At 40.4% G+C, this 25,620-nt stretch carries 29 protein-coding genes; 19 read left to right on the forward strand and 10 right to left on the reverse strand.

The window, feature by feature from the left end:
* Positions 1 to 134 precede the first annotated feature (134 nt).
* From NSQ49_RS01365 to NSQ49_RS01375, 3 genes are all read left to right on the forward strand, one after another.
* Positions 135 to 1,178, forward strand: a complete 1,044-nt coding sequence (locus NSQ49_RS01365) for a fatty acid desaturase (protein WP_159867466.1) — start codon at positions 135 to 137, stop codon at positions 1,176 to 1,178.
* Between the two features lie 90 nt (positions 1,179 to 1,268).
* Positions 1,269 to 2,405, forward strand: coding sequence for a sensor histidine kinase (locus tag NSQ49_RS01370; RefSeq protein ID WP_251283814.1), 1,137 nt, complete (start codon positions 1,269 to 1,271; stop codon positions 2,403 to 2,405).
* The gene (locus NSQ49_RS01375) at positions 2,402 to 3,001 is read left to right on the forward strand and encodes a response regulator transcription factor (protein ID WP_159867460.1); all 600 of its coding nucleotides are present in this window, start codon (positions 2,402 to 2,404) and stop codon (positions 2,999 to 3,001) included. The genes NSQ49_RS01370 and NSQ49_RS01375 overlap by 4 nt, the downstream gene beginning before the upstream one ends.
* 39 nt (positions 3,002 to 3,040) lie before the next feature.
* On the opposite strand, the gene NSQ49_RS01380 is transcribed toward NSQ49_RS01375, so the two are convergent.
* Entirely contained in the window at positions 3,041 to 3,346 is a 306-nt protein-coding gene (locus tag NSQ49_RS01380) for a hypothetical protein (protein WP_251283813.1), read from the reverse strand.
* Positions 3,347 to 3,775: 429 nt separating this feature from the next.
* Between NSQ49_RS01380 and NSQ49_RS01385 the strand changes: the two genes are divergently transcribed.
* The 3 genes from NSQ49_RS01385 (at position 3,776) to NSQ49_RS01395 (ending at position 6,242) form a co-directional block, all read left to right on the forward strand.
* Complete coding sequence (locus tag NSQ49_RS01385; protein WP_251283812.1) at positions 3,776 to 4,873, forward strand: branched-chain amino acid aminotransferase; 1,098 nt, start codon at positions 3,776 to 3,778, stop codon at positions 4,871 to 4,873.
* A 113-nt stretch (positions 4,874 to 4,986) separates the two neighbouring features.
* The gene (locus tag NSQ49_RS01390; RefSeq protein WP_159867451.1) at positions 4,987 to 5,253 is read left to right on the forward strand and encodes a DUF1292 domain-containing protein; all 267 of its coding nucleotides are present in this window, start codon (positions 4,987 to 4,989) and stop codon (positions 5,251 to 5,253) included.
* A gap of 77 nt (positions 5,254 to 5,330) precedes the next feature.
* On the forward strand, positions 5,331 to 6,242 hold the full coding sequence (locus NSQ49_RS01395; protein WP_159867448.1) for a CBASS cGAMP-activated phospholipase: 912 nt from the start codon (positions 5,331 to 5,333) through the stop codon (positions 6,240 to 6,242).
* A 31-nt stretch (positions 6,243 to 6,273) separates the two neighbouring features.
* Here the strand turns inward: NSQ49_RS01395 and NSQ49_RS01400 are convergent, their stop codons facing one another.
* Complete coding sequence (locus NSQ49_RS01400) at positions 6,274 to 7,437, reverse strand: glycosyl hydrolase family 18 protein (protein ID WP_341070281.1); 1,164 nt, start codon at positions 7,435 to 7,437, stop codon at positions 6,274 to 6,276.
* 246 nt (positions 7,438 to 7,683) lie between these two features.
* On the opposite strand from NSQ49_RS01400, the gene NSQ49_RS01405 reads away from it, so the two are divergent.
* Entirely contained in the window at positions 7,684 to 8,691 is a 1,008-nt protein-coding gene (locus NSQ49_RS01405) for a DUF438 domain-containing protein (protein ID WP_251283823.1), read from the forward strand.
* 28 nt (positions 8,692 to 8,719) lie between these two features.
* Here NSQ49_RS01405 and NSQ49_RS01410 read toward each other — a convergent pair whose 3' ends face one another.
* Complete coding sequence (locus NSQ49_RS01410) at positions 8,720 to 9,529, reverse strand: hypothetical protein (protein ID WP_285869782.1); 810 nt, start codon at positions 9,527 to 9,529, stop codon at positions 8,720 to 8,722.
* Between the two features lie 326 nt (positions 9,530 to 9,855).
* Between NSQ49_RS01410 and pepF the strand changes: the two genes are divergently transcribed.
* The 9 genes from pepF (at position 9,856) to htpG (ending at position 20,097) form a co-directional block, all read left to right on the forward strand.
* Entirely contained in the window at positions 9,856 to 11,643 is a 1,788-nt protein-coding gene (gene pepF, locus NSQ49_RS01415; protein ID WP_251283809.1) for an oligoendopeptidase F, read from the forward strand.
* Between the two features lie 165 nt (positions 11,644 to 11,808).
* Positions 11,809 to 12,822, forward strand: a complete 1,014-nt coding sequence (locus NSQ49_RS01420; protein WP_251283808.1) for a glycosyltransferase — start codon at positions 11,809 to 11,811, stop codon at positions 12,820 to 12,822.
* Positions 12,823 to 12,842: 20 nt separating this feature from the next.
* Positions 12,843 to 13,892 carry a selenide, water dikinase SelD gene (gene selD, locus NSQ49_RS01425; protein ID WP_251283807.1) on the forward strand — a complete coding sequence of 350 codons (1,050 nt, stop codon included), beginning with the start codon at positions 12,843 to 12,845 and terminating at the stop codon, positions 13,890 to 13,892.
* Between the two features lie 61 nt (positions 13,893 to 13,953).
* Entirely contained in the window at positions 13,954 to 14,856 is a 903-nt protein-coding gene (phnD, locus tag NSQ49_RS01430) for a phosphate/phosphite/phosphonate ABC transporter substrate-binding protein (RefSeq protein WP_251283806.1), read from the forward strand.
* A 32-nt stretch (positions 14,857 to 14,888) separates the two neighbouring features.
* Complete coding sequence (gene phnE, locus NSQ49_RS01435; protein ID WP_396398729.1) at positions 14,889 to 15,623, forward strand: phosphonate ABC transporter, permease protein PhnE; 735 nt, start codon at positions 14,889 to 14,891, stop codon at positions 15,621 to 15,623.
* 12 nt (positions 15,624 to 15,635) lie between these two features.
* On the forward strand, positions 15,636 to 16,409 hold the full coding sequence (phnC, locus tag NSQ49_RS01440) for a phosphonate ABC transporter ATP-binding protein (RefSeq protein WP_251283805.1): 774 nt from the start codon (positions 15,636 to 15,638) through the stop codon (positions 16,407 to 16,409).
* 56 nt (positions 16,410 to 16,465) lie between these two features.
* Positions 16,466 to 17,059 (forward strand): polysaccharide deacetylase family protein, encoded by a 594-nt coding sequence (locus NSQ49_RS01445; protein ID WP_341070282.1) that lies wholly within the window; start codon positions 16,466 to 16,468, stop codon positions 17,057 to 17,059.
* A gap of 446 nt (positions 17,060 to 17,505) precedes the next feature.
* A complete protein-coding gene (locus tag NSQ49_RS01450; protein ID WP_251283803.1) occupies positions 17,506 to 18,105 on the forward strand; it encodes a phosphotransferase in 600 nt (199 codons plus the stop codon).
* Between the two features lie 114 nt (positions 18,106 to 18,219).
* Positions 18,220 to 20,097: a molecular chaperone HtpG gene (gene htpG / locus NSQ49_RS01455; protein ID WP_251283802.1), complete on the forward strand. Its 1,878-nt coding sequence runs from the start codon at positions 18,220 to 18,222 to the stop codon at positions 20,095 to 20,097.
* A 37-nt stretch (positions 20,098 to 20,134) separates the two neighbouring features.
* On the opposite strand, the gene NSQ49_RS01460 is transcribed toward htpG, so the two are convergent.
* Positions 20,135 to 20,488, reverse strand: a complete 354-nt coding sequence (locus NSQ49_RS01460) for a hypothetical protein (protein WP_159867419.1) — start codon at positions 20,486 to 20,488, stop codon at positions 20,135 to 20,137.
* 290 nt (positions 20,489 to 20,778) lie between these two features.
* Here NSQ49_RS01460 and NSQ49_RS01465 point away from each other — a divergent pair, with 290 nt between their 5' ends.
* Both NSQ49_RS01465 and NSQ49_RS01470 read left to right on the forward strand, forming a co-directional pair.
* A complete protein-coding gene (locus NSQ49_RS01465; RefSeq protein WP_159867416.1) occupies positions 20,779 to 21,120 on the forward strand; it encodes a hypothetical protein in 342 nt (113 codons plus the stop codon).
* A gap of 101 nt (positions 21,121 to 21,221) precedes the next feature.
* Positions 21,222 to 22,586, forward strand: coding sequence for an amino acid permease (locus tag NSQ49_RS01470; RefSeq protein ID WP_251283801.1), 1,365 nt, complete (start codon positions 21,222 to 21,224; stop codon positions 22,584 to 22,586).
* Between the two features lie 67 nt (positions 22,587 to 22,653).
* Here the strand turns inward: NSQ49_RS01470 and NSQ49_RS01475 are convergent, their stop codons facing one another.
* From NSQ49_RS01475 to NSQ49_RS01485, 3 genes are all read right to left on the reverse strand, one after another.
* The gene (locus tag NSQ49_RS01475; RefSeq protein WP_159867410.1) at positions 22,654 to 23,511 is read right to left on the reverse strand and encodes a DUF421 domain-containing protein; all 858 of its coding nucleotides are present in this window, start codon (positions 23,509 to 23,511) and stop codon (positions 22,654 to 22,656) included.
* A gap of 20 nt (positions 23,512 to 23,531) precedes the next feature.
* Entirely contained in the window at positions 23,532 to 23,738 is a 207-nt protein-coding gene (locus NSQ49_RS01480) for a DUF1657 domain-containing protein (RefSeq protein WP_159867407.1), read from the reverse strand.
* Between the two features lie 68 nt (positions 23,739 to 23,806).
* A complete protein-coding gene (locus NSQ49_RS01485; protein WP_159867404.1) occupies positions 23,807 to 24,010 on the reverse strand; it encodes a DUF1657 domain-containing protein in 204 nt (67 codons plus the stop codon).
* Positions 24,011 to 24,243: 233 nt separating this feature from the next.
* Here NSQ49_RS01485 and NSQ49_RS01490 point away from each other — a divergent pair, with 233 nt between their 5' ends.
* Complete coding sequence (locus NSQ49_RS01490; protein ID WP_159867401.1) at positions 24,244 to 24,540, forward strand: hypothetical protein; 297 nt, start codon at positions 24,244 to 24,246, stop codon at positions 24,538 to 24,540.
* Positions 24,541 to 24,618: 78 nt separating this feature from the next.
* Here NSQ49_RS01490 and NSQ49_RS01495 read toward each other — a convergent pair whose 3' ends face one another.
* The 3 genes from NSQ49_RS01495 to NSQ49_RS01505 all read right to left on the reverse strand — a co-directional run bounded on the left by NSQ49_RS01495 (position 24,619) and on the right by NSQ49_RS01505 (position 25,616).
* Positions 24,619 to 24,957: a zinc ribbon domain-containing protein YjdM gene (locus tag NSQ49_RS01495; protein ID WP_251283800.1), complete on the reverse strand. Its 339-nt coding sequence runs from the start codon at positions 24,955 to 24,957 to the stop codon at positions 24,619 to 24,621.
* A 100-nt stretch (positions 24,958 to 25,057) separates the two neighbouring features.
* Positions 25,058 to 25,222, reverse strand: coding sequence for a YtzI protein (ytzI, locus tag NSQ49_RS01500; protein WP_159867398.1), 165 nt, complete (start codon positions 25,220 to 25,222; stop codon positions 25,058 to 25,060).
* A 40-nt stretch (positions 25,223 to 25,262) separates the two neighbouring features.
* Positions 25,263 to 25,616 (reverse strand): ArsR/SmtB family transcription factor, encoded by a 354-nt coding sequence (locus NSQ49_RS01505; RefSeq protein WP_251283799.1) that lies wholly within the window; start codon positions 25,614 to 25,616, stop codon positions 25,263 to 25,265.
* Between the last annotated feature and the right edge of the window lie 4 nt (positions 25,617 to 25,620).

Below are 25,620 nucleotides of genomic sequence, written 5' to 3' on the forward strand. Positions count from 1 at the left end.
GTTATTAGGATGAGCTCTTAATTTTTTGTCCAAACCATGATAAATGTCATGGTTTGGCCATGACACCTATGTCTACACACTAATCTGCAAACCCTTTATTATTAAATTAACGTCATGATGAAGGGAATTAACAAATGACTTCTAAACAAAAACAACTCAACTTAAAAAAACAAATGGCACCTTATGAAAAATCGGATTTATCAAAAAGCATTATGCAGCTGGTCAATACGCTGGGACCTTTTTTCCTGCTCTGGTTCCTTGCTTATAAGAGCTTGAGCATTTCTTACTTGCTGACACTTGGCATATCTGTCGTTGCTGCAGGTTTCCTGGTCAGGATCTTCATTATTTTCCATGATTGCTGCCACCATTCCTTTTTCAAAAATCGCCAAGCAAACAAGATTATTGGCACAATCACAGGAATACTGACCGTTTTTCCTTATCACCAGTGGCAGCATGACCACAATGTTCACCATGCAACCAGCGGGAATCTGGACAAGCGCGGAACAGGTGACATCTGGACTTTAACAGTGAAAGAATACCAGGATGCGTCATGGTCAACTCGCGCAGCATACCGCATCTATCGTAATCCGTTCGTTATGCTGGGATTAGGCCCTATTTATGTATTTCTGTTAAAAAACCGTTTTAACAGAAAAGGGGCTAGAAAGAATGAACGCATTAATACGCACCTTACAAATGCGGCCATCGCTGGTTTGTATGCGTTCATGTGCCTGGCAATCGGCTGGGAAGCTTTCCTGATGGTACAGGGTCCGATCTTCCTGATTTCAGGAGCAGCAGGGATTTGGCTTTTCTATGTACAGCATACATTTGAAGATTCCTATTTTGAAGAAGATGATAAGTGGGAGTATGTCAAAGCTGCTGTAGAAGGAAGCTCTTTCTACAAGCTGCCAAAAGTGCTTCAGTGGCTTACAGGGAACATCGGCTTCCATCATATTCATCACTTAAGCCCGCGCGTTCCTAACTATAACCTTGAAAGCGCCCATTATAATACAGCTGAACTTAAGAATGTACCGACGATTACTCTTTCTACCAGCCTGAAGTCACTTCGATTCCGCTTATGGGATGAAGAAGCCCAGGACTTCACAGGGTATGGAGCAGCAAAGCAGCCTGCCATCAGCAAAAAACAAAGCAGAGCTAAAACGGCATCTGTTAAGCCGTAAACTGAATGTATAAGCTGAATAACAGCTCCTTTGTGGTATGATTGCAAAGGAGCTGTTTATTATTCCAAGAATAAAAAGAGGGTACCTCATATGTTTAATAAATATATAACTGCATTAAAAAGTTCAGGCATTTCTCCATATATATGGAGTGTATTCAGCATTCTTCCGTTTTATTTCATCTTCAGATCCACATCCAAAATTGAAATTGCAGTTGGTATAATACTGACTATATTCTTCTTTATATCGCTGCGTTTTGCTTTTATATCCCGGAAATGGCCTGTCTATTTATGGACTGGCATCTTAATCAGCATATCAATTACAATGACCATTCTTTTTTCTTTTATTTACTTTGCATTTTATATTGCTTATTACAATGGCCATATCAAAAACAGAATTGCCTTTTTAACGCTCTATGTCATCCACCTGGTCGCAACCACCATATCCATAAATGTTAATTTTGTCACCCAGAAGCCATTATTTCTTCAGCAGATCCCATTTATTATCATCATCTGGATCAGTGTGATCCTGCTTCCTTTTAACATTTACAATAAGAAAAAGCAGGAAAAGCTTGAGGAACAGCTTGAGGATGCCAACAAAAGGATTGCGGACCTGGTCAAGCAGGAGGAGAGGCAGCGGATTGCACGGGATCTTCATGATACACTCGGACAAAAATTGTCTCTTATCGGGTTAAAAAGCGATCTGGCCAGGAAGCTCATCAATAAAGATCCTGATCAGGCAAAAGAAGAGCTTGTAGATGTTCAGCAAACAGCCAGAACAGCATTAAATGAAGTTAGAAAAATGGTTTCCCAGATGAGGGGAATCAGGCTGAAGGAAGAAATTATCCTTGTTAAGCAAATTTTAAAGGCTGCTTCTATCGAATTCATCGGGGAAGAAGATATCAAATTAAAGAATGTATCCCTGTTCCTTGAGAATATTTTAAGCATGTGCATGAAAGAGGCTATAACAAATGTAGTAAAACACAGCAAGGCGACAGAATGCCGCATCAATATCGAACAAACCTGGAATGAAGTCAGAATTACTGTCCAGGATAACGGAGTCGGCATGAACCCCTCTACAGATGTAGGCAAGGGATCCGGTCTTCTTGGCTTAGGGGAGCGGCTGGATTTTGTCAATGGAAGCCTTGATATTGTATCTGAGAATGGAACAACGATTATAATGAGAGTACCTACAGTCGTGAAGGAACCAAACAAGGAGGAGAGGGCATGATAAAGATCGTCATAGCTGAAGATCAGCGGATGGTGCTGGGTGCTTTAGGATCTCTGCTAAATCTCGAAGATGATATGGAGGTCATTGGGAAAGCTTCGAATGGAAAAGAAGCCATATCCCTCGTCAAAACTCTTAAACCGGATGTATGCATCATGGATATTGAGATGCCGGAAAAAAGCGGCCTGGAAGCAGCTGAAGAATTAAGAGACACCGGCTGCAAAGTTATTATTCTGACAACCTTCGCGAGGTCAGGCTATTTCCAGCGGGCCCTAAAGGCTGGGGTAAGAGGGTACCTATTAAAAGACAGCCCAAGTGAGGAGCTGGCCAGCTCTATCAGAAACGTTCTCAAAGGAAAGCGCATCTATGCCCCTGAATTAATGGATGATGTCTATGGCGAAGAAAATCCTCTGACAGATCGTGAAAAAGAGGTGCTGGAGCTGATTGCTGTAGGCAAAAACACGAAAGAAATTGCCGCCCAGCTCAGCATTAAAACAGGAACTGTCCGTAACTATATCTCTGCTATTCTTGATAAGCTCGAAGTAACGAACAGGATAGAAGCCATAACCCAGTCGAAAGAGAAGGGCTGGTTTAAGTAAAATCTGCCTTATGAAAAAAGACAGCAGCCTATTAAGGCTTTAGCTGTCCTTTTTCATTTTCTTTATTTCTTCCATCACTATGAAGGCAAGATCATCATTTCCGAACAGGGATAGAACACCAAGCAGTGTCTCATCAGGCACATCGCCCGCTTCTTCTTTTGGAACAGTCAGCTCCAGCGCTTCCTGAAGCGAGATATTTTTACTTTGATCCGGATAGGCCTTTAAATAGATTTCCTCTGGATCTAAATCGTGGTTAATGCACCACTGGGCAAATACCAAGATCATCATTTTTTCTTCGCCCTGATAGTTTTGAATAATTTTTTCTTCAAGCTCTTTGCTGTTCATGATTATAAAACTCCTTATGTATTTATATATTGATTATAAATATAAACCTGCATTTTTTCATCTTTCTTTCTTTTTTATTGTGTCATAGAATTTTCAGTAATCCGAATTAATTCTAAATTTATTGTCAATTCGTATTGACAATTAAATAGGAGAATATCATAATATTAGAAAAACTTATATAATCTTTAACAAAGAACTGCACTACTGCCTTGAAGTAGAAAAGAGCGAAAGGCAACCTGAACAAAAACAGTATAGGAGTCTTTATCAATAACTTCAGCTGTTTAACATCCATATTGGTTGTTGCCGGGAAGCAAGCCCTTTCGTCCACGCTCGGAGGATGACTGGGCGTTTTTATTTACCCTCTTTTAAGAGCAGCACGTAAAGCAGGAATAAGGTTTTTAAATCATCTACAGATAGGGAGTTTTGAAAATGACAGAATTTAAAATTGAAATCAACCACACACCTGAGAAAAAACAAAAACCTGCATTTGATAACCTGGTGTTTGGCAAGAATTTTACGGATCATATGTTTGAAATGGATTATACTGCCGGACGGGGATGGCATGACCCAAGAATTGTTCCTTACCAGCCGCTTTCTCTTGATCCAGCTGCAATGATTTTCCATTATGGGCAGAGTGTCTTCGAAGGGTTAAAAGCCTATCTTACCATTGATAATGAGGTGCTGCTCTTCCGTCCCGAAAAGAATATGGAAAGACTGAATCAATCAAACTCCAGGTTATGTATTCCGGAAATTGATGAAGAGCTTGCTCTTTATGCCTTAAAAGAATTAATTTCAGTTGACCGTGACTGGATTCCGAATGTTGAAGGAACTTCACTTTATATCAGGCCATTTGTCATTTCTACAGAGCCTTATCTTGGAGTGGCCCCATCAAAGAGATACAAATTCATCATTATTCTTTCTCCTGTCGGCGCTTATTATAAAGAAGGCATCAATCCTGTTAAAATTGCTGTCCAAAACGAATATGTCCGTGCAGTAAAAGGAGGAACAGGTACAGCTAAAACTGGAGGAAACTATGCAGCGAGTCTAAAAGCACAGGAGCTTGCTGGCTTAACGGGATATTCGCAGGTTCTATGGCTGGACGGCAAAGAAAATAAATATATTGAAGAAGTGGGAAGCATGAACATTTTCTTCAAAATTAACGGAGAAGTTGTTACCCCAGAGCTAAATGGAAGTATCCTGGAAGGAATCACGCGAAATTCTGTACTTGAGTTACTTAAATACTGGAATGTGCCGGTGTCGGAAAGAAGAATTTCCATAGAAGAGATCTACCAGGCACATGCGGATGGCCAGCTGGAAGAAGCATTTGGAACAGGCACGGCTGCTGTAATTTCTCCAATTGGCGAATTTTTCTGGGACAACAAGATCATTGAAATCAATGAAGGGAAGACCGGGGAATTGTCCAAGAAAATATATGATAAACTGACAGGCATTCAAAAAGGAACTGAACCGGATCCATTTGGATGGAGTGTAAAAGTGGAAAAAAAAGAGGCAGCAGGAATTAAATAATCTCCAAAGTAAGGGTCGGCACCGTAAAGCCGATCCTTTTTCTATTTTAGGCATGAAATTCCTCTAAAACGGGAAAATATAGAAAGAACCTAATATGGAGAGGAGATTAATAAATGGACAAAATAGAAGTCGGAGAAGTTTTTACAATCAGTGATGAGAATGATCAGGAAATGGAAGTGGAGGTCCTCGCATCGGCAGAGGTTGATGGCAATCAATATGCTGCTGTCAGCTTTGTAGAAGACCTTGAGGAAGACACAGAAGAAGATATTGACGTGTTCTTCTTAAAACTGGATGAGGAAGGCGACTTTACACCCATTGATAACGACGATGAATTTAACAAAGTATCTGCCGTTTTCGATGAAATGATACAAGAGGAATAAGAGAGAAGGAAAGATCCTTCTCTCTTTTACATACGCCAATCTTCTAGAGAACGATTAGGGAAACTGCAGGTGATCCAATGAAAATATTATGCATTGATGGCGGCGGAATACGGGGTGTTTTTGCCGTAAGCATTTTGAAAGCTCTCGAAGAAGAACTGAAACAGCCTGCAGGCGACTATTTTGATATAATTGCAGGCACGAGCACCGGATCGATCATAGCCTCTTCACTGATTCTGAAAAAAGATATGAGGGAAGTCCTGAAAGGTTACGAAACATTCGGGAAAAAAGTTTTTGTCAAACAGGCTAAGGTTGGCCTTTTTAAAAGCGTATATAGTGATAAATATCTGCGGCGTTTTTTCCGGAAAGCCTTTGGCGAAATCGAGCTATCCGATATAAAAAAACCGCTTTTGATTCCAGCAGTCGATGTGACACATGGAAAGCCATTTGTCCACCGTTCCAATTACGGCGCCTCAGGCAATGAAAGCCTGTCAATGAAGCTTTGGGACGCCGTTCTTTCCTCCTGTTCGGCGCCTGTCTATTTCCCGCCAAACAACATCAGCAACAGTTATTTATCCATAGACGGAGGGCTTTGGGCAAATAATCCATCATTGGTCTGCATTACGGAAGCTATGCACCACTTTAAAGTGGAATTTGGAAAGATAAAAATCCTTTCGCTTGGAACCGGCCTCCAAAAAATTGACTTTACGATTGATGATAATAAATATTGGGGGGTCAAGCATTGGCTTCCTTTTCAGCTTCCGTCCATGAAGGTGACGCCAAAGCTATTGGACCTCGCTCTTCATTTATCCTCCGAATCTGTGACCTATCATTGCAGGCATCTCCTTGGAGAGAATTATCTGCGCATTAATGAAGAGCTTGGTGAAGAAATGCCATTTGATGAAATAAAGTTTGTAGAAGAATTGAAAATGCTTGGGGAGAAGGTCTACCAGGATAGACGTGAAGAGATTAGAGAGTTTCTGCTTTCATGAAAAGGAGCAGGGGATAATCCCTGCTCCTTTCTCATTTTGTATGAATCACAGAATAATACCTTACAGGTTCTTCTGTGTTTTGAAGAACCTCAGCAATCGTTCCAGTAAGGCTGTATTTCCCCTTTGCATCCAGGCCAGCCTCCCAGAGCATCATTCCGCCGAAACCGTGCTTTAAAGCCAGGGCAGTTTTCTTTTTCATTGTTGCGGATCCATTATAGTAATAGCTGACACCATTCATGCTGATCATATCTTTTGCTGCATTTTCAGGATTATTGTTTATAACAGCCTGATAAGATACCGGCTTAACGGCAGGATCCTCCGGCTGAGCATAAAGTGGAACACCCAGAACAAGTTTATCCTTGGGGATTCCTTGTGAATCAAAGAGGCGGCCCCAATAATTTACGATATTCTCCGTAAAGGAATAGGGAGAAAGATTTGCAGCATTGTATCCGCCATCCCATTGGCCGTCATATGCCATGATGTTCACATAATCTGCCTTTCTAAACATATCTGGCTCATACACAACATAACCGCTCTCTGTACCTGTTATACTATGAACCTTGGCATGAACCGCAACCGACAGCTGCTTGCCGTTTGCATGGAGCACTTCACTCAGCTGATTGATAAAAACAGCCAGGAATCTTGCATCATCTGTTGAACGCGGATGCTCAAAATCAATATCAATCCCGTCAAGGTTTTCCTTTTGAACCAGTCCTGAGAGTTCTGTTATCAGCCTGTTTCTTGAGGATTCATCCGTTATTGCCTGTTTAAAATAATCATAGGATTCTCCGCCATTGACATGAAACCAGCCGCCTACAGCAAGGAATGCCTTTACATTATGCTTATGAGCAATCGACACCATTCTCTCCAGATTGTTCCTTGCCGTCTCACCATTATAAGAAATGCTTCCGTCCTTCTCTGGATGAATAAAAGAAAATAGGACATGTGACAAATTTGAATAATCGATCGAAGCAGGATCGCGATAATCCTGGACGTAACCCATCAGTACTCTTTCGGGATTCTCTGAAACTTCCGGAATTTCTTTTTTGGCTGGAAGTTTATGCGAGTTTGAAACCAGTAAAGGCTGGTTAAGAGTCTGTGTCCCGTTTGTACTTTTAGTATAAAAAATGCCGGCTACAAACCCGCCGCAAAAAATAATAGCAATCATAATCAAAACTTGATATTTTCTCTTCACTGCCAGTAAACCTCCATCTTTCGATCCCTTAAAAGTGTAACAAAAAAGGGAACATGGAGGGGGTGGTAATTTATTGCTCACATTTCATTCCGGCAAAAATCAAATAACTTTTTATCAGCATATGATTCCCATCACATTACGAACTTTTCCAGCATGATACATTCCTTATAAGCACTAGTAAAAGCCTTGAATAAGGAATGAAGGAGGAGGAATTCTACAGTGAGCGAATTAATTAATAACCGTGAGATTCCGGATCAGCACAGCCATTCTAATCATGCTTATGATGAAGCTGATCCCCGTACTAAACCGGAAGAACAGCCGGGACATCCCATTCATACGTTCAAACGTGAAAATAAAGCAATTGATAAGCACCTGAAAGAAAATGTTAAGGTTCATCTCGTGGCATTCATCCAGAACGATGATGAAGAAAATGTATATGCATTATTAGAAGACTGCATCCTGCTTCTTGACCTTGATGAGCACTATAGCCGGAAGGAAAATCTGCTTTTTCCTTATCTGGAGAAGTACGGAATATATGGTCCAACAAATAATATGTGGAGCATCGATGACTTTATCAGGGACGGCATCAAGGAAGCCAAGAATCTTCTCACCCATTACAAGGGGGAGGAGAAGCAAAGGGTCATCCATGCAGTCCGTTTCGTTTTCAATGAAATTAGTGCCATGATTTACAGAGAGGAAAATATTCTTTTCCCTATGGCTTTAAAAAACCTTACAGAAGATGAATGGGTAAAGATTGCCCATGAAAGCGGCGAAATTGGCTTCTGTCTGGACGGCCCTGAAATGGAATGGAAGCCTGAACGGAAAGAGATTAAGGGAAATGCACTATCAAAAGGCTATATCAAAATGGAAACTGGCGTCTTGTCCTTAAAGCAGCTGGAGCTCTTATTCAATCACTTGCCTGTCGATATCACCTTTATTGATCATGATGACGTTGTCCGCTACTTCTCCCATGGTAAGGAAAGAATCTTTGCCAGGACCAAAGCCGTGATAGGGCGAACCGTACAGAATTGCCATCCGCCCCGCAGTGTCCATGTTGTGGAGGAGTTGCTGAAGGATTTCAGGGAAGGCCGGAAAAACTCTGAGGACTTCTGGATCAAGTTCAAAGATAAATATGTTTATATCCGTTATTTTGCCGTACGGGATGAAAACGGGCGCTATGCAGGAACCCTTGAATTCACACAAAACATCAGCCCAATCCAGAAAATCGAGGGAGAGAAAAGGATTCTTTCGTAATCCAAAAAAGCTAAGAGCCCTGCGCTCTTTAGCTTTTTTGGATTTTAGATGGATTATTTACCTTATATTGAACAGGTTCTTCGATAATGAATTCCTCGTCACAGTCTTTTCCTTTAGGTAATTTCTTTTTAACGATTTTCCCATCAAATTCGAGTTCATCACCTGGCTGAAGTTCAAATTTCTTTAATGTTTTTGAATGAGAGCACCAGCCTAGCCCTACCTCTATTGATTCATCCTCCTGAATGACAAGATCTTCAAGTATGATAACTTCATCATTGGCTTCATTGAAGTGATTCCAGCTCAGGGCAAGCTGCTTAACTTTAGCAGTAAAATGAACCTTATCTGCCGGCAATTCCAATGCAGGCTGTTTTTCCTTTTTGGCTTTTTTGGCTGCCGGTTTATCACTTTTGCTGGTTTCAGCAGATTTCTTTGTTATTTTTTCAGTTTTGACACTCTCTTCTTTTGTATCTTCCTTTTCAGAAGCAAGTGAGGAGATATCCCCAAAATCAGCAGCCAGTGCTTTTCCAAAGCTTGGAGACTGCATTTCTTTAAGGTAAGCAGGGTGGATACAGCTCAGATTTCCATCCTGAAACTCGATAATGAGTGTATAATAATCGCCCGTTTCGCCGTATGTCTGATAACCTTTAACGGTTACTAGACGCTGCTGTGTTTTTTCTTTATACCAGAATTCCTTTTTTACTTCCCTTGTAGTCGATAATCCCCATTCCCTAACTTTTTCTTCATAATGGGCATCGTCCTGAAACGTTTCAAAATGACCCACTGGAGGGAAATATGGAGTATTGTTTGAGTCTTCTATATGAGGCAAAGTAATGGCCAATCCGTCCACATCCTTTCATCATTATTTTAATGGCCATAAGTGATAAAATCAAAAATGTGGAAGGGTTTTTGAGATAACTTTTGAATATAGTTAATAAAAAAGGCTGTTTTTTTAAGAGAGTTGTTTGTTTTTGAGTTCTGCCCGTTGATTGCAGCGAAAGGCACGCAGTGAACCCGGGAGGAGGAATGCAAGCCTCCCGCAGGCAGGAGTAAAGTGCCCACAGCGAAAATCTACTCAGCAATTTATACTCAGTTATGTAAAAGCAACACTTCACGAGTACAGCCTAAGCCTAATAAAACAACAGTATGCTGCAAAGGAGTAATAAGATGAAGACATACAAAGACAGAAATGACATTCCGCTGTATGAAAAATGGAATCTGGAAGACATATACCCAAGCATGGAAAAATGGGAAGAAGATTACAGGCAGATTGGACAACTGGCCGATAAGCTGAAGACCTTCGATGGGCAAATCCATGATGGTCATTCCCTTTATCAATACCTTGAAAAGAAAGAAAAACTCTCTTACATATTTAATAAGCTGTATGCATATGCGATGCTGAAAACCGATGAGGACACACGGGTGACAGAATCGCAGGCCTATGTAGACAGGGCCAAGCAATTAAGCGTTAAAGTCAGTTCATCCACATCATTTTTTATGCCTTTTCTCTTAAGCCTGGATGAAGATACTCTTAAGGGCTATATTGCTGAGGAAAAGGGTTTGAAATACTTTGAGGAGGATTTGCTTGAATCCTTCCGCTATAAGCCGCACGTCCTTAATAAAGACCAAGAAGAAATCCTCTCTCAGCTTGGGGAGGCACTTTCAGTTCCCAGTCATACATTTGGAATGATGAATAATGCGGACATAAAGTTTGGCGATGTCACAAATGATGATGGCGAAAAAGTGGAACTGACACGCGGCATGTATGCGAAAATTATGGAAGAGGATGACCGGGAAAAGAGGAAAGAGGCATATAAGTCCTATTACAAGCCTTATGTGCAGCTGAAGAATTCCATTGCATCCACCCTTTCTGCCGCAATTAAAAACAATGTGACCACGGCCAGAATCCGGAATTATCCTTCAGCCCTTGAAAAGGGATTATTCGGTGATAAAGTGCCAAAGGAAGTGTATGTAAATTTAATTGAGACGACTAAAGAGAATATTGGGGCGATGCATCGGTATACTGCAATCCGCAAGGAACTGCTCGGACTTGACGAGCTGAGGCAATACGATTTGAGTGTTCCTATAGTAAAGGGAGTTAAACCTGAAATGTCCTATGATGAAGCTTATGACACAATGTGTAATGCGCTCGAGCCTCTTGGTAAAGATTATATTACTATTCTGAAGGAGTTTAAGTCAGGCCGCTATATTGATGTGCGTGAAACTCCAGGGAAGCGGTCAGGGGCATATAACCTTGGCATTTATGGAGTTCATCCTTATATCCTTCTGAATCACCGGGATGATCTGGACAGCCTTTTTACACTTGCTCATGAATGCGGGCATGGTGTCCACAGCAAGCTGAGCTCACAGCACCAGCCGCAGATTACAGCCCGTTATAGCATCTTTGTGGCGGAAGTGGCTTCAACAGTCAACGAAGTGCTCCTGATTCATTATTTGCTGGACACAGAAAAGGATAAAAGTGTCCGCAGGCATCTCCTTAATCATTTTATTGATCAGTTTAAAGGAACCTTCTTCACCCAGGTCATGTTTGCTGAGTTTGAGATGAAAACCCATGAATTAGCGGAAAAGGGAGAACCGCTTAACGCCGAAGTATTCAGCGGAATCTATGAACGTTTATTCCGCGAGTATAATGGGGATGAAATTGTTTTTGATGAAGAAGTAAAATTCGGCTGGTCCAGGATCCCTCATTTTTACCGTTCATTTTATGTGTATAAATATGCTACCGGATTTGCGTCTGCCATTCATTTAGCAGCGAAAATTCTTGAAGGGGACAAAGAAACACTGCAGAGCTATCTGGAGTTCTTAAAAAGCGGAAGCTCTGATTATCCGCTGGAGCTGTTAAAGAAGACTGGAGTGGATCTGACTTCCCCATATCCAATTGAAAACTCACTTCAGAAATTCAGAGAGCTTGTAGAAGAATTTGGAAACGAATAGAGAATGGGCCTGTTTCTTAATAAAGAAACAGGCTTTTTTACAGTTATAACTAAAAGTGCATCACCTGAAATACATTAATGGACAGGATGAAATATTCCTGCAATAATTGATGCAAACTTTAATTAACACGAAGATCGTACAAATATAATTGTGAAGGATGAAAGGATGAAAGTACTTCTGGCAAGCCCGAATTTTCATCAGGCAAGAGGAAATACCGTAACTGTGCAGCGTATATCTGATGGCCTTAATAAGTTGGGCATTGAGACTGAAATTATTAATATCACAGACAGCTGCAAATTATCCAGCCTGCCAAAAGCCGATATCGTTCATGGCTTTAATGCTTATCGGTTTGGCCATTTTATGAAAGGGCTAGGTGAAAAACCTGAAAGATATGTCGTAACCATGACCGGGACGGATTTAAATATCGACCTTCATAATCCGGAGAAGAAAGCCGAAGTCATTCAAACTATTATCAATGCGGAAGCTATTCATGTATTTGATGAAGAGGCTAAGCTAGTCCTAGCAGGTGAAATACCTGAAGCAAAAAATAAAATTAGCGTGATCCATCAGGGCACTGTAATATTTTCGAAAGCTGGAGCGGATTATAAAAAAGAACACGGCACTTTTGTATTTTTGCTGCCGGCAGGAATCCGTAAGGTGAAGAATATTCCTTTTGCCATCGAAAAGCTTAAAGTGCTATATGAAAAGAATCCCCGCATCCGTCTTTGGCTGGCGGGTCCTGTTATTGAAGAAGAAGAGGGAAATATCGTAAAGACCCTTACTGAAAGAAATAAAGAATGGGTTCAATATTTTGGCCAAATCCCGCATCACCATATGGGAGAGCTATACAGACAAGCTGATGCCGTATTGAACACATCCCATTCTGAAGGCCAGCCTGCTGCCATTTTAGAAGCAATGAATTATAAACTTCCAGTTCTTGCCGCCAATAACCTGGGAAACAGGAATATCATTTCGCATCAGGAAACCGGTTTAATCTACACTAATCCGGTCGAATTCCTTGATAATGCAGACAAACTAGTGAATAATAACGAATTGAGGATTAAATTGGGGCATGCTGCCAAACTTTACATTGAGGACAGTCATTCTTCAGAATATGAAGCCAAAATACTTCAGAAAATTTACGAAACCATCTTAGAAAAATCCCCAAGTAAACAATGAATAGGCAAGGAGAGAGAAATATGTCGAGAGAAGAAATCGTAAAACTGACTTCTTTATCAACAAAAGGCGGCTGAGGATGCAAAATTGGTCCTGAGGACCTGGCGCAGGTTCTGCGTCATTTGCCAAAGTCTGTACCTGACCCAAACCTCCTGGTAGGATTGGATACATCAGATGATGCAGGCGTATATAAAATAAATGATGAAACTGCCCTTGTGCAGACACTGGATTTCTTTACACCTATCGTTGATGATCCGTACATGTTCGGCCAAATTGCTGCAGCCAATTCGCTTAGTGATATTTACGCTATGGGCGGAAAGCCTATAACTGTCATGAATATTGTAGGTTTCCCGATCAGCAAATTGGATAAAAGTATACTTGCAGACATTCTGGCTGGTGCGTCAGACAAAGTGAAAGAATCAGGTGCTGTATTAGTAGGGGGGCACTCCATTGACGACCAGGAGCCAAAATTCGGCTTATCTGTTACTGGAACCGTACATCCTGAACGGGTGAGAACCAATGCTTCGGCCAAACCTGGTGACAAGGTGATTTTAACCAAGCCGATTGGCGTAGGCATCCTTACTCAAGCGATAAAAAGGGACATGCTGGATCAGGAAGGCATTGACTGTGTGATGGAAGTCATGGCTGCTCTAAATAAAGAGGCAGCAGAGGCTATGGATAACTACCAGGTTAATGCCTGCACAGACATTACCGGTTTTGGCCTTCTAGGACATGCCATGGAGATTGCGGAAGGAAGCGGCACAGGGATAACGATTGAAAGAAAAGCTGTTCCAATCCTTCCAAAAACAAGAGAGCTTGCTGAACAGAATATAATTCCTGGCGGTTCTAAAAAGAATCATAAATGGCTATCCGGACGAATTCAATACGAAAATATTGATGATGTTGACCAAGTGATTCTTTGTGATGCTATAACATCAGGAGGACTTTTAATAACCGTTCCTGAATCAGAAGCTGAACCACTCCTGAATGACCTTAAGTCAAAAGGAGTAGAATGGGCTTCCATCATAGGGACAGTCACAGAACAGAATCCCGGAAGGATTACTGTTATCTAAAAAAGGACTCGCAAAGAGTCCTTTTTTACCTTCACTAAAAACAAAACAAGGAAGTGCAAACATGAAAAAATTCTTAATGCTCATAACTATCTTTTCACTGATGCTTCTGTCAGCCTGCAGTGGCAATGAAACAAAAAACACAGATAAAAATGCAAAAGAACAATCGAAAGAAACCTTCACCATTGGAGTCATCCCCGTTCAAACAGAGGGATCAATGGAATCTGCCATGGAGAAACTGCAGTCAACATTATCGGAAAAACTCGATCGGAAGGTTGCTGTTGAAGTTTATCCGGATTATAACGGCGTAGTCGAAGCCATGAACTACGATAAAATTGATATGGCCTATTTCGGTCCTTTAACATATGTAGTTGCCCATGAGAAGAGCGGTGCAAAAGCCATCATTACACAGCTGATTGATGGAGAGCCATTCTATTATTCATATATCATTACCCACAAAGACAACCCTTGGAATTCACTTGAAGATTTACTTAAAAATAGCAATGAAACGGACTTTGCCTTCGGTGATATCAATTCAACTTCAGGATCTCTTATCCCTTCCATTGAATTGAAGGACCGTGAAGTGTACAAATCAGAGGATGATCACAGCTTTAAAAGCGTCCGATTTACCGGCTCACATGATGCTACTGCATTGGCAGTTCAAAATAAACAGGTGGATGCAGGTGCGGTCGACAGCGCCATTTATAATCAATTAGTGGATTCAGGAAAAGTAGACGGAGATCAAATTAAAACGATCTGGAAATCAGAGAAGCTTTTCCAATACCCTTGGGCTGTACATGAAAACACAGATGAAGAAACAATTAAAGCACTAAAAGAAGCGTTTCTTGCGATTGAAGATCCGGAAATTCTGGATGCATTCGGAGCAAGCGGATTTACAGAAGCAAGCAACAAAGATTATGAAAGCATCCGCCAGGCTGCCCTAAAAGAGGGACTTATTAAAGAATAGGGCTGATAAGATTGTGGTTTAAAAGACGCAGCATACTAACATATTTGGTGTTGGTTTTATTTGTTTATCTAAGTATGAGGCTAACGGAATTCGATTTATCGAAATTCAAGGACTTCCGGAATATGATAGACTTTCTTTCCCATTGGTTCCCGATGGATTTTTCTCTCCTTCCAAGGATCCTTGAAGACAGTCTGGAAACATTGGCTATGGCTTTTCTGGGAAGCTTTTTCGGTCTTATTATCGGACTTCCCTTAAGCTTTATGGCCGCTAAAAACACATCCGGCTCAAAATTTGTTTACCATATAACCAGAGTCGGCCTCAGCTTTGTCCGTTCCATTCCTGAAATTGTTTTTGGTTTGATTCTTTTGACGGCTTTAGGACTTGGTCCTTTTCCGGCTGTCCTGGCCATTATGTTTCATAACATTGGAGTTCTGGGAAAATTGATCTCTGAGCTCATTGAAGCCTCTGATCCCGGCCCTCAGGAAGCCATGAAGGCAGTTGGGGCAAAAAGCTGGTTTGCATCCCTGTTCAGCATCCTGCCTCAAATATGGCCAAATGTATTATCAAATTACTTTTACCGTTTTGAGGTTGCCATAAGGACTTCCCTTATCCTAGGCTTCATTGGCGGGGGAGGAATCGGCCAAAGACTTTTTAATGATTTTAAAACCTTCCAATACAATTCCGTTTCGCTCGATGTCCTGGTGATAATGATCATCGTTATTCTAGTGGACCTTTTCGGAAGCTATGTCAGAAACCGAGTGATATAAAGGAGGCAGGAAATGCTTGAGATTCGAAATATAACTGTCCGTTATCCCGGCATGAAGCATAACGCGCTTAATTCAATAAATCTGACGATACACCCTGGAGATTTTGTGTGTATCCTGGGTAAAAGCGGGGCCGGAAAATCCACTCTAATCCGCTGTTTAAATAGCCTCCAGTCACCTACGTCAGGGGAAATCATCTGGGATGGCCAATCCTTTTCCGCACTTAGTGATGAACAGCTTCGGAAAATCCGCAGGGAGATGGGAATGATCTTTCAGCATTTTAATTTAGTTCCGAGATTGACTGTCCTGCAGAATGTTCTGACAGGCATGTTCGGCTACAGAAGCAGCTTTAAGAATCTCATTGGGTGGTTTACGGAGGAAGAAAAGACTCGGGCTAAACAGGTCATTGCAGAAGTTGGCTTAGCCGACTATGCCGAACGCAGGGTTGAACAGCTTAGCGGAGGGCAGAAACAGAGAGTCGGCATTGCAAGGGCTCTCCTTCAAAAGCCAAGGTTCCTGCTGGGAGACGAGCCAGTTGCCAGCCTGGATCCGGGAACTTCAGACCGGATCTTCAGCCTGCTGAAGGAGATGCATGATCGGCATGGTCTCCAAACCATCATTAATGTCCATGATGTTCAATTGGCTAAACGCTATGCTACCAGGATTATTGCCTTAAAAGATGGGGAAGTCGTTTTTGATGGCAAACCAGAGCAGTTTACAGATGATATGTATGTATTTACATACGATGCAGAAAGTTATTACGAAAAATCATATATCCCATCAACTTAAGGAGAGGAGGCAGAAAAATGGCCAATTGTCCATGAATAGTGGATAGCTCGAACGTCGTGTACGTTTCGAACGACCCTGACATCCAATTATTTAATGCCGGTCAATCATCTAAGAAAACAGTGACGCTGACTTTTGACGATGGGCCGGCAAGAGTTCTTCCGGAAATACTGGAAATATTGAAGGCTGAAAAGGTTCCTGCTGTTTTCTTCTGGCAATCACGGCTTTTATACGCTGGACGTCCATGGAAGAGAGTCCTGGAAGAAGGACATCAGATTGGAACACACTCTTCCAAGCATTCCAATCTCGTTAAGTTAACTCCGGCTGAACAATTCCGGGATCTAAGGACAAGCAAATTAAAGATCGAATCCATCACAGGTCATGAAGTGAAGCTATTCAGGCCCCCATATGGACAGTATAATGAGCATACCATTGCTGCAGCGAAAGAGCTGGGGCTCTCCACCATATTGTGGAGAATCTCCTCGATGGACTGGGAGCTTAAAGAAGAGCCTGAACAAATAATCAGAAACGTTATTGAGAACCTGGAAGATGGAGCAATCATCCTATTGCATGAATTACCCCAGACTGCAGAAGCCCTCCCTGGTTTAATTGCTGAAATCCGGGATAAGGGCTATGAATTCACTCTGCTTTGAAAAGTATCCTTATACAGGATACTTTTTTTGCGTCTTGAAAAAAAGCAGTATTATTTAGCCAGTCAGATTGATATATATTTGAGGATATTGTACTTAAGGGGGGCGCCAGCTTGTTTACTAATATTGTGAATGCAGACGGGACTTTAAATGACCAAAATATTTTAAGAAGAGAGAATATCTATCAAGGAGTGAACGGCAGGTTTGTCGAGCGCTTTTTTATTGATGCTTAAAATAGCTATATTTTCAAGCCGCTGACAAACAATTCCCAGCTTGGAAAAGAAGTCTGGATTTTTGAAAATGTCCTGGCAGAACTCCCGCTTAAGTACCCTAAAATCCTGTCGTACTCCGTTCAGAGCAAACCAATCAGTAATTGGATTATTTTAGAGGATCTTGGCACCATTAACCATATATTTGATAATGATATTGCCCTGGAGCTGACTGCATTAATGGCCAAGTGGCATTCTTTTCCTATTGCGCGGGTTTCCAATACACAGCTGAAGGGTCCTAAACCTCCTATTCAGGAAATGGCTGACTATATACTGAAAAACAAAGAGAAGGTTTTTGCTGTTTTTAGGTTACATAATGTTTCAGCTCTCATAGGAAATATAATTTTCAACGCAATTGCCGATAAACCCTTTACCGATAAGAAGGTTCTTTGCCACGGAGATTTGCACCAGGGGAATTTCGGCTATGCGGGCGATAAAACAGTTGTTCTGGACTGGGAGCATTGCCACTTGAACACCCCTTATTGGGATTTGTATCATTTAATTGATATTTCGCATCCAGATTTCCCAAGAGAGTGCGGCCGTACATTGCGAAACATGATTTTGGACAGTTATTGCGAGGAGCTTCAAATCCCGGTCACTGAAAGGGAAAAGTTCAAACAGGAATATTATCTGTTTTCAGCTGTTTTTTCGATTTGGATGATACTGTTAATACAATCAGACCTGGACAATCAGAATTCAAAATGGAATCCAGAGCAGCTGTCCCGGCAATTAGAAGAGACCATACGCAAACTTGTGGAATGTGCCAAGGAAATCATTTAAACAAATTCATTCATCCTAATTGACATTTATTAGCTTATATGATATTAAAATATTGTTTAGCACTCTTAAGGTTCAAGTGCTAATGTATCAAAAATGTTAAGGGGAGAGACGAACATGGAAACAAAACAGTTTCAGGCAGAATCCAAGAGATTATTGGAAATGATGATTAACTCCATATACTCTCAAAGAGAGGTGTTCCTGAGGGAGCTTATTTCCAATAGCAGTGATGCGATCGATAAAATTTACTACAAAGCACTTACAGACGATTCCTTAACGTTTGAAAAAGACAGTTACTACATAAAAGTCGTTCCTGATAAAGGTGACAGGACTTTAACAATCAAAGATACCGGCATCGGCATGACAAAGGAGGAACTGGAAAACAACCTGGGTGTCATTGCCAAAAGCGGTTCTCTCGCTTTCAAGAAAGAAAATGAGATTAAAGATGGCCATGATATTATCGGCCAATTTGGAGTAGGATTTTATGCTGCTTTCATGGTAGCTGATGTGGTAACTGTAATCAGCAGGGCACTTGGCAGTGATCAGGCGTACAAATGGGAATCACATGGTGCTGACGGTTATACAATTGAACCATATGAAAAAGACACGGTCGGCACTGAGATTATTTTAAAAATCAAAGCGAACACAGAAGTTGAAAGCTATGATGAGTACCTTGAAGAATACCGTTTAAAGTCAATCATAAAAAAATACTCTGATTTCATCCGCTATCCTATTAAAATGGATGTGACCATCAGAAAACCAAAAGAAGATGCTGAAAATGAGTTTGAAGAAATAACAGAAGAGCAGACCATCAACAGCATGGTACCGATTTGGCGCAAAAATAAAAGCGAGCTGACAGACGAAGATTACGAAAAGTTCTATCAGGAGAAGCATTATGGCTTTGACAAGCCGGTAAAGCATATCCATATTAATGTGGATGGCACCATCCGCTATAATGCCATTTTATATATTCCTGAAAATATTCCATTTGATTACTACTCAAAAGAATACGAAAAAGGTCTGGAGCTTTATTCGAATGGCGTTTTAATCATGAATAAGTGCGGAGACCTTTTGCCTGATTATTTCAGTTTCGTGAAAGGGATGGTTGATTCTGAGGATTTATCCTTGAACATTTCAAGGGAAATGCTTCAGCATGACCGCCAGCTTAAGCTTATTGCCAAAAACATTAGCAAGAAGATTAAAAACGAACTCCAGCAGCTGATGAAAAATGAGCGGGAAAAATATGAACAATTTTATAAGTCATTTGGACGCCAATTAAAATATGGTGTCTACAGCGATTTCGGAACTCATAAGGAAACGCTTCAGGATTTATTGCTGTTCTATTCTTCAACAGAAAAGACCTTAACATCTCTTGATGAATATGTATCCAGAATGAAGGATGACCAGAAATATATTTATTATGCTTCCGGAGAGTCATATGAAAGAATCGAAAAGCTTCCGCAAACCGAGCTTGTGGCGGATAAGGGTTATGAAATTCTGTACTTTACAGAGGATATAGATGAGTTCGCTATTAAAATGCTCATGTCCTATAAAGAGAAGGAATTCAAGTCGGTCTCAAGCGGTGACCTCGGCATAGAGAATGAAGAAGAAAAGCCGTCAGAGGCAGAAGAAAAAGAAAATAAAGAATTGTTCAGCACCATGAAGGAAATATTATCAGGAAAAGTAACAGATGTTCGTATTTCCAAAAGACTAAAAAGCCATCCGGTGTGCCTGACTGCAGATGGGGAAGTCACCATTGAAATGGAAAAGGTGCTCAGCAGCATGCCAGATAATCAGAATGTAAAAGCGAACAAGGTCCTTGAAATCAATCCAAATCATGAAGTATTCCAAGCCTTAAAGAATTCTTTGGAAAATGATAAAGAAAAATTAGATCTATATACAAACCTCCTGTATAACCAGGCATTATTGATTGAAGGACTTCCAATCAGCGACCCTGTGGAGTTTACGAATGATATCTGCAAGGTTATGGTGTAATCTGGAAACAGCCCGAATTTTTCGGGCTGTTTTTTATTTATTGCTGTCGAAAAGTGCCTCCATAATTATATTGAGATCCAGGCTGATTATTAAATGGCTGCGGGAATGCGGTCATTTCTGGCCCGGTGAGCTGCCCCTGCATTTGATTGCAAATGTTTACAACTTCCTGGCAGCGCTGGATGGCCAGCTCGTGACTATGCAGACTTTGCTCGATTAATTGGGCAGCCTGCTTTTCACGCTGCAGAATCTGTTCAAGCATTTGGATATTCTGCTGTTCCTGCTGAAGCATCATACGGTATTGCTGGCTTCCCTGCTGGGTCTGCTGGATCAGCTGCTGTGCAAGCTGACGCGCTTGATTTGCTTGCTGTAAACCATGTTGAACTGTATGCATATAATCAGCTCCCTAATAATTTTTCATGGGACATCGCCCCTTCAATATTTTTAGCACTCCTCCTGCTAAAATTACAGAGAAAAAAATCAATAAAAGGGAACTTTTTTCATTCATTATGGAAGCTTCCGAAAATCAGCAAAGAATATTTTCTAACAATAATAACAAACTAAACAGGAAGGGAATCAATCCGGGAATGAACAACTCTGGGCAGTTTCATTTCCAAATATATAAGGTCCCTGGAATTTTACTTTGTGAATCAAAAGTTCTGAAATCTTGGGAAGGGGATTATCATGTCAGTTTTTGTTTATCAGTCTTTTCAGTTAAAGCAGGATAACTTTGTTGAAGCTCTTAAAAACCTCAGAATGATACAAAATTTCCGCAACGAAAATTACCAGCATAAAATCGAATTATTATCACCCATATCAGGCGATGATCATACATATGCTTTTCTTTCCACATATGAAGGTCTGGCCGAGATGGAGCTTCAAAATAAAAAGATGTTTGAGGATGAGGAATACAAAAAATTGATCGAGCAGTTTTTCCTTGAGGATATTGTCCAGGGGAGCATGAATACACAGTTGTTTAGATCTATTACAGGGTTAAAAAACGACACTTCCGAGAAAAAGAAATAAGAATTATGGCAAATTTCCAAGTGACACCAAAACGGAAGCCGATCATCATCTGAATCGGCTTATTTTTTTGCCAGTTTGCAACGCAAAGAGGGAGGTACATCATGGATTTTTTTCTTCCAAGCGGAAATTCCTCGAAAGAAAGTGAATCAGGTGATTTAAAGTGGTGGCAATTATCACTGATTGGTGTCGGCTGCACCATCGGGACCGGATTTTTTCTGGGGTCTGCCATTGGAATCAAGATTACCGGACCCGCTATTGTTATTTCATTTATATTAGCAGCTATTGGAACTTATATAGTCTATAATCTTTTAGCTAAGATGACAGCAGAAGACCCTCAGGAAGGATCTTTCTGCTATTATGCCAATAAAGCTTATGGGAAATGGGCAGGGTTTAGCTGCGGCTGGAATTACTGGTGCTCAAATATATTAATCATGGGAAGCCAGTTAACTGCACTTTCCATCTTAACAAGATTCTGGCTGCCACACGTCCCGCTTTGGATTTTTGCAGCTGGTTATGCCATTCTTTCAATTATTGTAGTTCTTACAGGAAGCAAAGGCTTTGATAAGGCAGAAAACCTATTTGCGGTCATTAAGACTGCTGCCATCATCATGTTCATCATCCTGGCTTTTGCTGCTTTGGCTGGTGTGATGGACGGAAATGTGAATCATCCTGGATTTCCAGGTTCTGTACAGGACTGGTTTCCAGAGGGTTTTACAGGCTTTTGGTCATCTTTAATTTATGCTTTCTATGCATACGGTGGAATTGAAGTAATCGGCCTCATGGCTACAAGATTAAAAAAGAAAGAAGACGCACCGAAAGCCGGCATTATCATGCTGATTGTTTTGGTCATCATTTATGTCATTTCTTTGGGTTTAGCCGTTTACATGGCTTCACATGGAGAATTTAATGAAAAAGAAAGTCCGTTTGTTACTGCCATGGAACATTACAACCTGGCCTTTTTCCCGCACGTTTTTAATGCAGCCATAATCATTGCCGGCTTCTCTACCATGACAGCTTCACTGTTTGGGGTAACAGCATTGCTGGTTACTTTAGCCGATGATGGTGATGCTCCAAATGTCTTTTCAAAAAAGATCAAAAAGTGGAAGGACCTGCCGCTGCCATCGCTCGCACTTGCAACAGCGGGTTTAATTGCATCCATTGTAACAGCTTTGCTTTTGCCGGGAAAAATCTATGAATACATTACCACTGCTGCAGGCATCATGATTTTATTTAATTGGTCTTTCATAATAATTTCAGCACTGAGGATATTGGAGAACAAAATATTTGGCAAGATCCTGGCCATTTTAGGATTGATCCTAATCTTGGCTGCGGTCAGCGGGACACTGCTTGAAAAATCAATCCGATTTGGATTCTTTGTAAGCTTACTATTTGTGGCATTAATAGCGGCCGCAGCTCTGATTATGCAAAAGATAGTATGGAAAAAGGAAGGGAAAGGGACATGTTAAAAAACAAACACCAAATTTCTGGTGTTTGTTTTTTGATGGACGGAGGAAAGCAGGAGGGAAGGTAAAATCACTTAAGGTACGGAGTCAGTTTCTGAATAATTTGATTCAGCTTTTCAGTATTTTTTTCATACATCTTCTGTGCACTTTTTGAATCAGTCTGCAATGAAAATACCTCCAGGTCCGCTGCACACTTCTTAATCATGGCCAGAAGCAGAGGGCGCTGTTGAGGTGCAGGAACCTTAATTGAATCATCATATACATCCACAGTTAATTCGCCAAAAGAATTAATTTGACCCCAAAAAATATTTTCCTGAGTGAGGCCTAATTTTTCGATTTCAGCTTTCAGCCATTTTTTGCTTTTTCCTGACTCGGCCAATGGATCGTTTAGAATGTTACCATCCATAATAACCGTTTGCGGTTCTTTTTCCTGAGGCAAGTTCAATTGAAGATCTTTTGGAGTGAGCGGCTGGTTTTCCTTCTTCAGCATGATGCTAAGGTCACCACGAGGCTCCAGAACTGCAAACTCAACATCAGCTGCCTTAAAGACATTTTTTTGGCGGAGCAGGGAGGAAAGATCATCAATAGAGTATCTTTCTTTTTTTAAATTGTCTTCCAGTATCTTTCCATCTTTAATAAATATTGTCCCTTTTCCTTCAAAGAAATCGCGGAAGCTTTTACTCTTTAAGGAGAGAATATCAGCAAATAATGTTACAAGACCAAAGATCATAATAGAAAGAATTCCGCTTGCCCAGTGGTTGTCTAAGCCCATAATAATTTCACCGGCTATACTCCCGATGGTGATTCCTGATACATATTCAAAAAAAGAAAGCTCTGAAATTTGTTTTTTTCCAATCAGTTTAGTAATGATAAGTAGAACACCTGCGTACAAAATAGAACGAGCACCAATCAGCAGCCACTCAGGCATAATTTCATCTCCATGTTTGATTAATTTGGTTTATATTGAGGCTCCTCAAACTCAATAACCTGTTTTCTGTTTTCCAAATCATTTTTTATTTCGCTTACCTCCAGCATAGATTCATGAAAAAGACGTTTAGCTTCTTCGTCCATTGAAGTTAATGCAAGGCTGGATAATTGAGCTTCGATAGAACGAATTGCTGCTAGACATTGACTGACATCAGAAGCTATGGTCATTTAGAAATTCACACCATTCATAAGAGTTTTTATATAAAACTGCGGCTGGCAAAAGCCAGCCAGTTGATTTACTGATTATATTGAGGTTCTTCTTCCTGAATCTCCTTAAGTCTTGGTTCAAGGCTATCAATGATGGATTGTGTCTGCTGGGCAGCACTTTGGTACATCTGCTTAGCATTTTGGTTGTCGGTTGCAAGAGCAAAGGTTTCAAGACTTGCCTGTGCGCTTTTTAAGCCTGCAATGGTCTGTTTTACTTGAGTTCCAACTGTCATTTTCTTACCTTCTTTCTGTACTACTATTACAAGTGTATTTTGGCTTTTTTTAATTTTTAAATGTGATTCGTCTGCTGATTATTGCTGGGTATTTGGGAAGTATTTGTTTAACTGGAGTTAATAAGACCATCAAAAAAATTGCCAGCATATTTGCATTCCCATAAGCGAAAATTAAGAAACGGAAGAGAAAACGTCTCTTTCAAAATTGGTTATAAATAAGGGAGTGCTTGCAGTTGAATAACTGGATTTCAGCGCTTTTCAATAATATGGGGAATATGCGCAGGCCAATGATGAATATGTTTGGCGTAAAAAGGAAGAGCAACTGGGGGTGGTTGTGGGGATCACTGATCAGCATAGTGCTGAGCACAGCAGCCGTTGCATTTACACGCAGCCGAAACCACAGCGCCAATACGCATCCCATGCAGCAGATCATAAACAAATCAAATTTAAACAATGCTTTTAAGAACCAAAACCTGTCAGCGCTCACTGAAATGGCAGATGAACTTGGTTTTGAGAAAAAAAAGCAGTAAAACTGAATATATAACAAATGCCCACTGTAATGTGGGCATTTGTTCATCGATGGGGGACAGCTGAAAAAATTTTGAAACTTAAACCTTCTTAACAAATTCAGATTTTAATTTCATTGCTCCAAAACCGTCAATTTTACATTCTATATCATGATCTCCGTCCACTAAACGTATATTTTTAACTTTTGTTCCTATTTTTAATACAGATGAACTTCCTTTTACTTTAAGGTCTTTGATTACAGTTACATTATCACCATCATTTAAAACATTTCCATTTGCGTCTGTAATTGTTTTTTGATTTTCACTATTTTCAGTTTCTGAGTTTAAAGACCACTCATGAGCACATTCAGGGCAGACAAATAGGCTTCGATCTTCATAAGTATATTCAGAATTACATTCATTTAATAAGTAAATTGTCAATATAATGATCTCAATGCCGGAGAAAAGCTAATTCGACATTGTCATTAAAAAAGTATATAAAAGGGTACATAACAAAAAATATTTGATAAGAAACAATCATCTAAACATTTTTGTCACTATTTTCTTTATCTTCGCATAAATGTGGATTATTTTCTAAAGGATCCACTGTATGCTTAAAGGTGTATGCTTTGGAAGTGGTTATAACACTTAAGAATAATACAACCAAAACAATTAAGACCCCAACAATTAGTAAACCCGTTAACATTTTACTCACCTGATTTCAATTATTTTTCCTAAAACCTTAACTAAGACTGTTCAGAATGATCATGATCATCATCATCATTAAACTTATCTAACATTTCTATTGTATCGACAAGATGATTGTTGAAAATTTGCCGTGCAACATGAAGCAATTCAATAATCATGGGATCTCTTAAAGAATAGATAACCCGATTTCCATTTTTCGTACCAGTGACAATGTTTTTAGCTCTTAGCACGGTTAATTGCTGAGAAACAGCAGAGCCTTCACTCCCTACAAGACTTTGAATTTCATTTACATTCTTATCTCCATCTGCTAATAATTCAAGAATCCTTATCCTTAATGGATGGGCAAGAGCTTTAAAAAATTCCGCTTTGAATTGCTGAATTTCAAGGTTCAATTAC

The sequence above is a fragment of the Cytobacillus sp. FSL R5-0377 genome (assembly GCF_038004385.1).
Taxonomy (GTDB): domain Bacteria; phylum Bacillota; class Bacilli; order Bacillales; family Cytobacillaceae; genus Cytobacillus.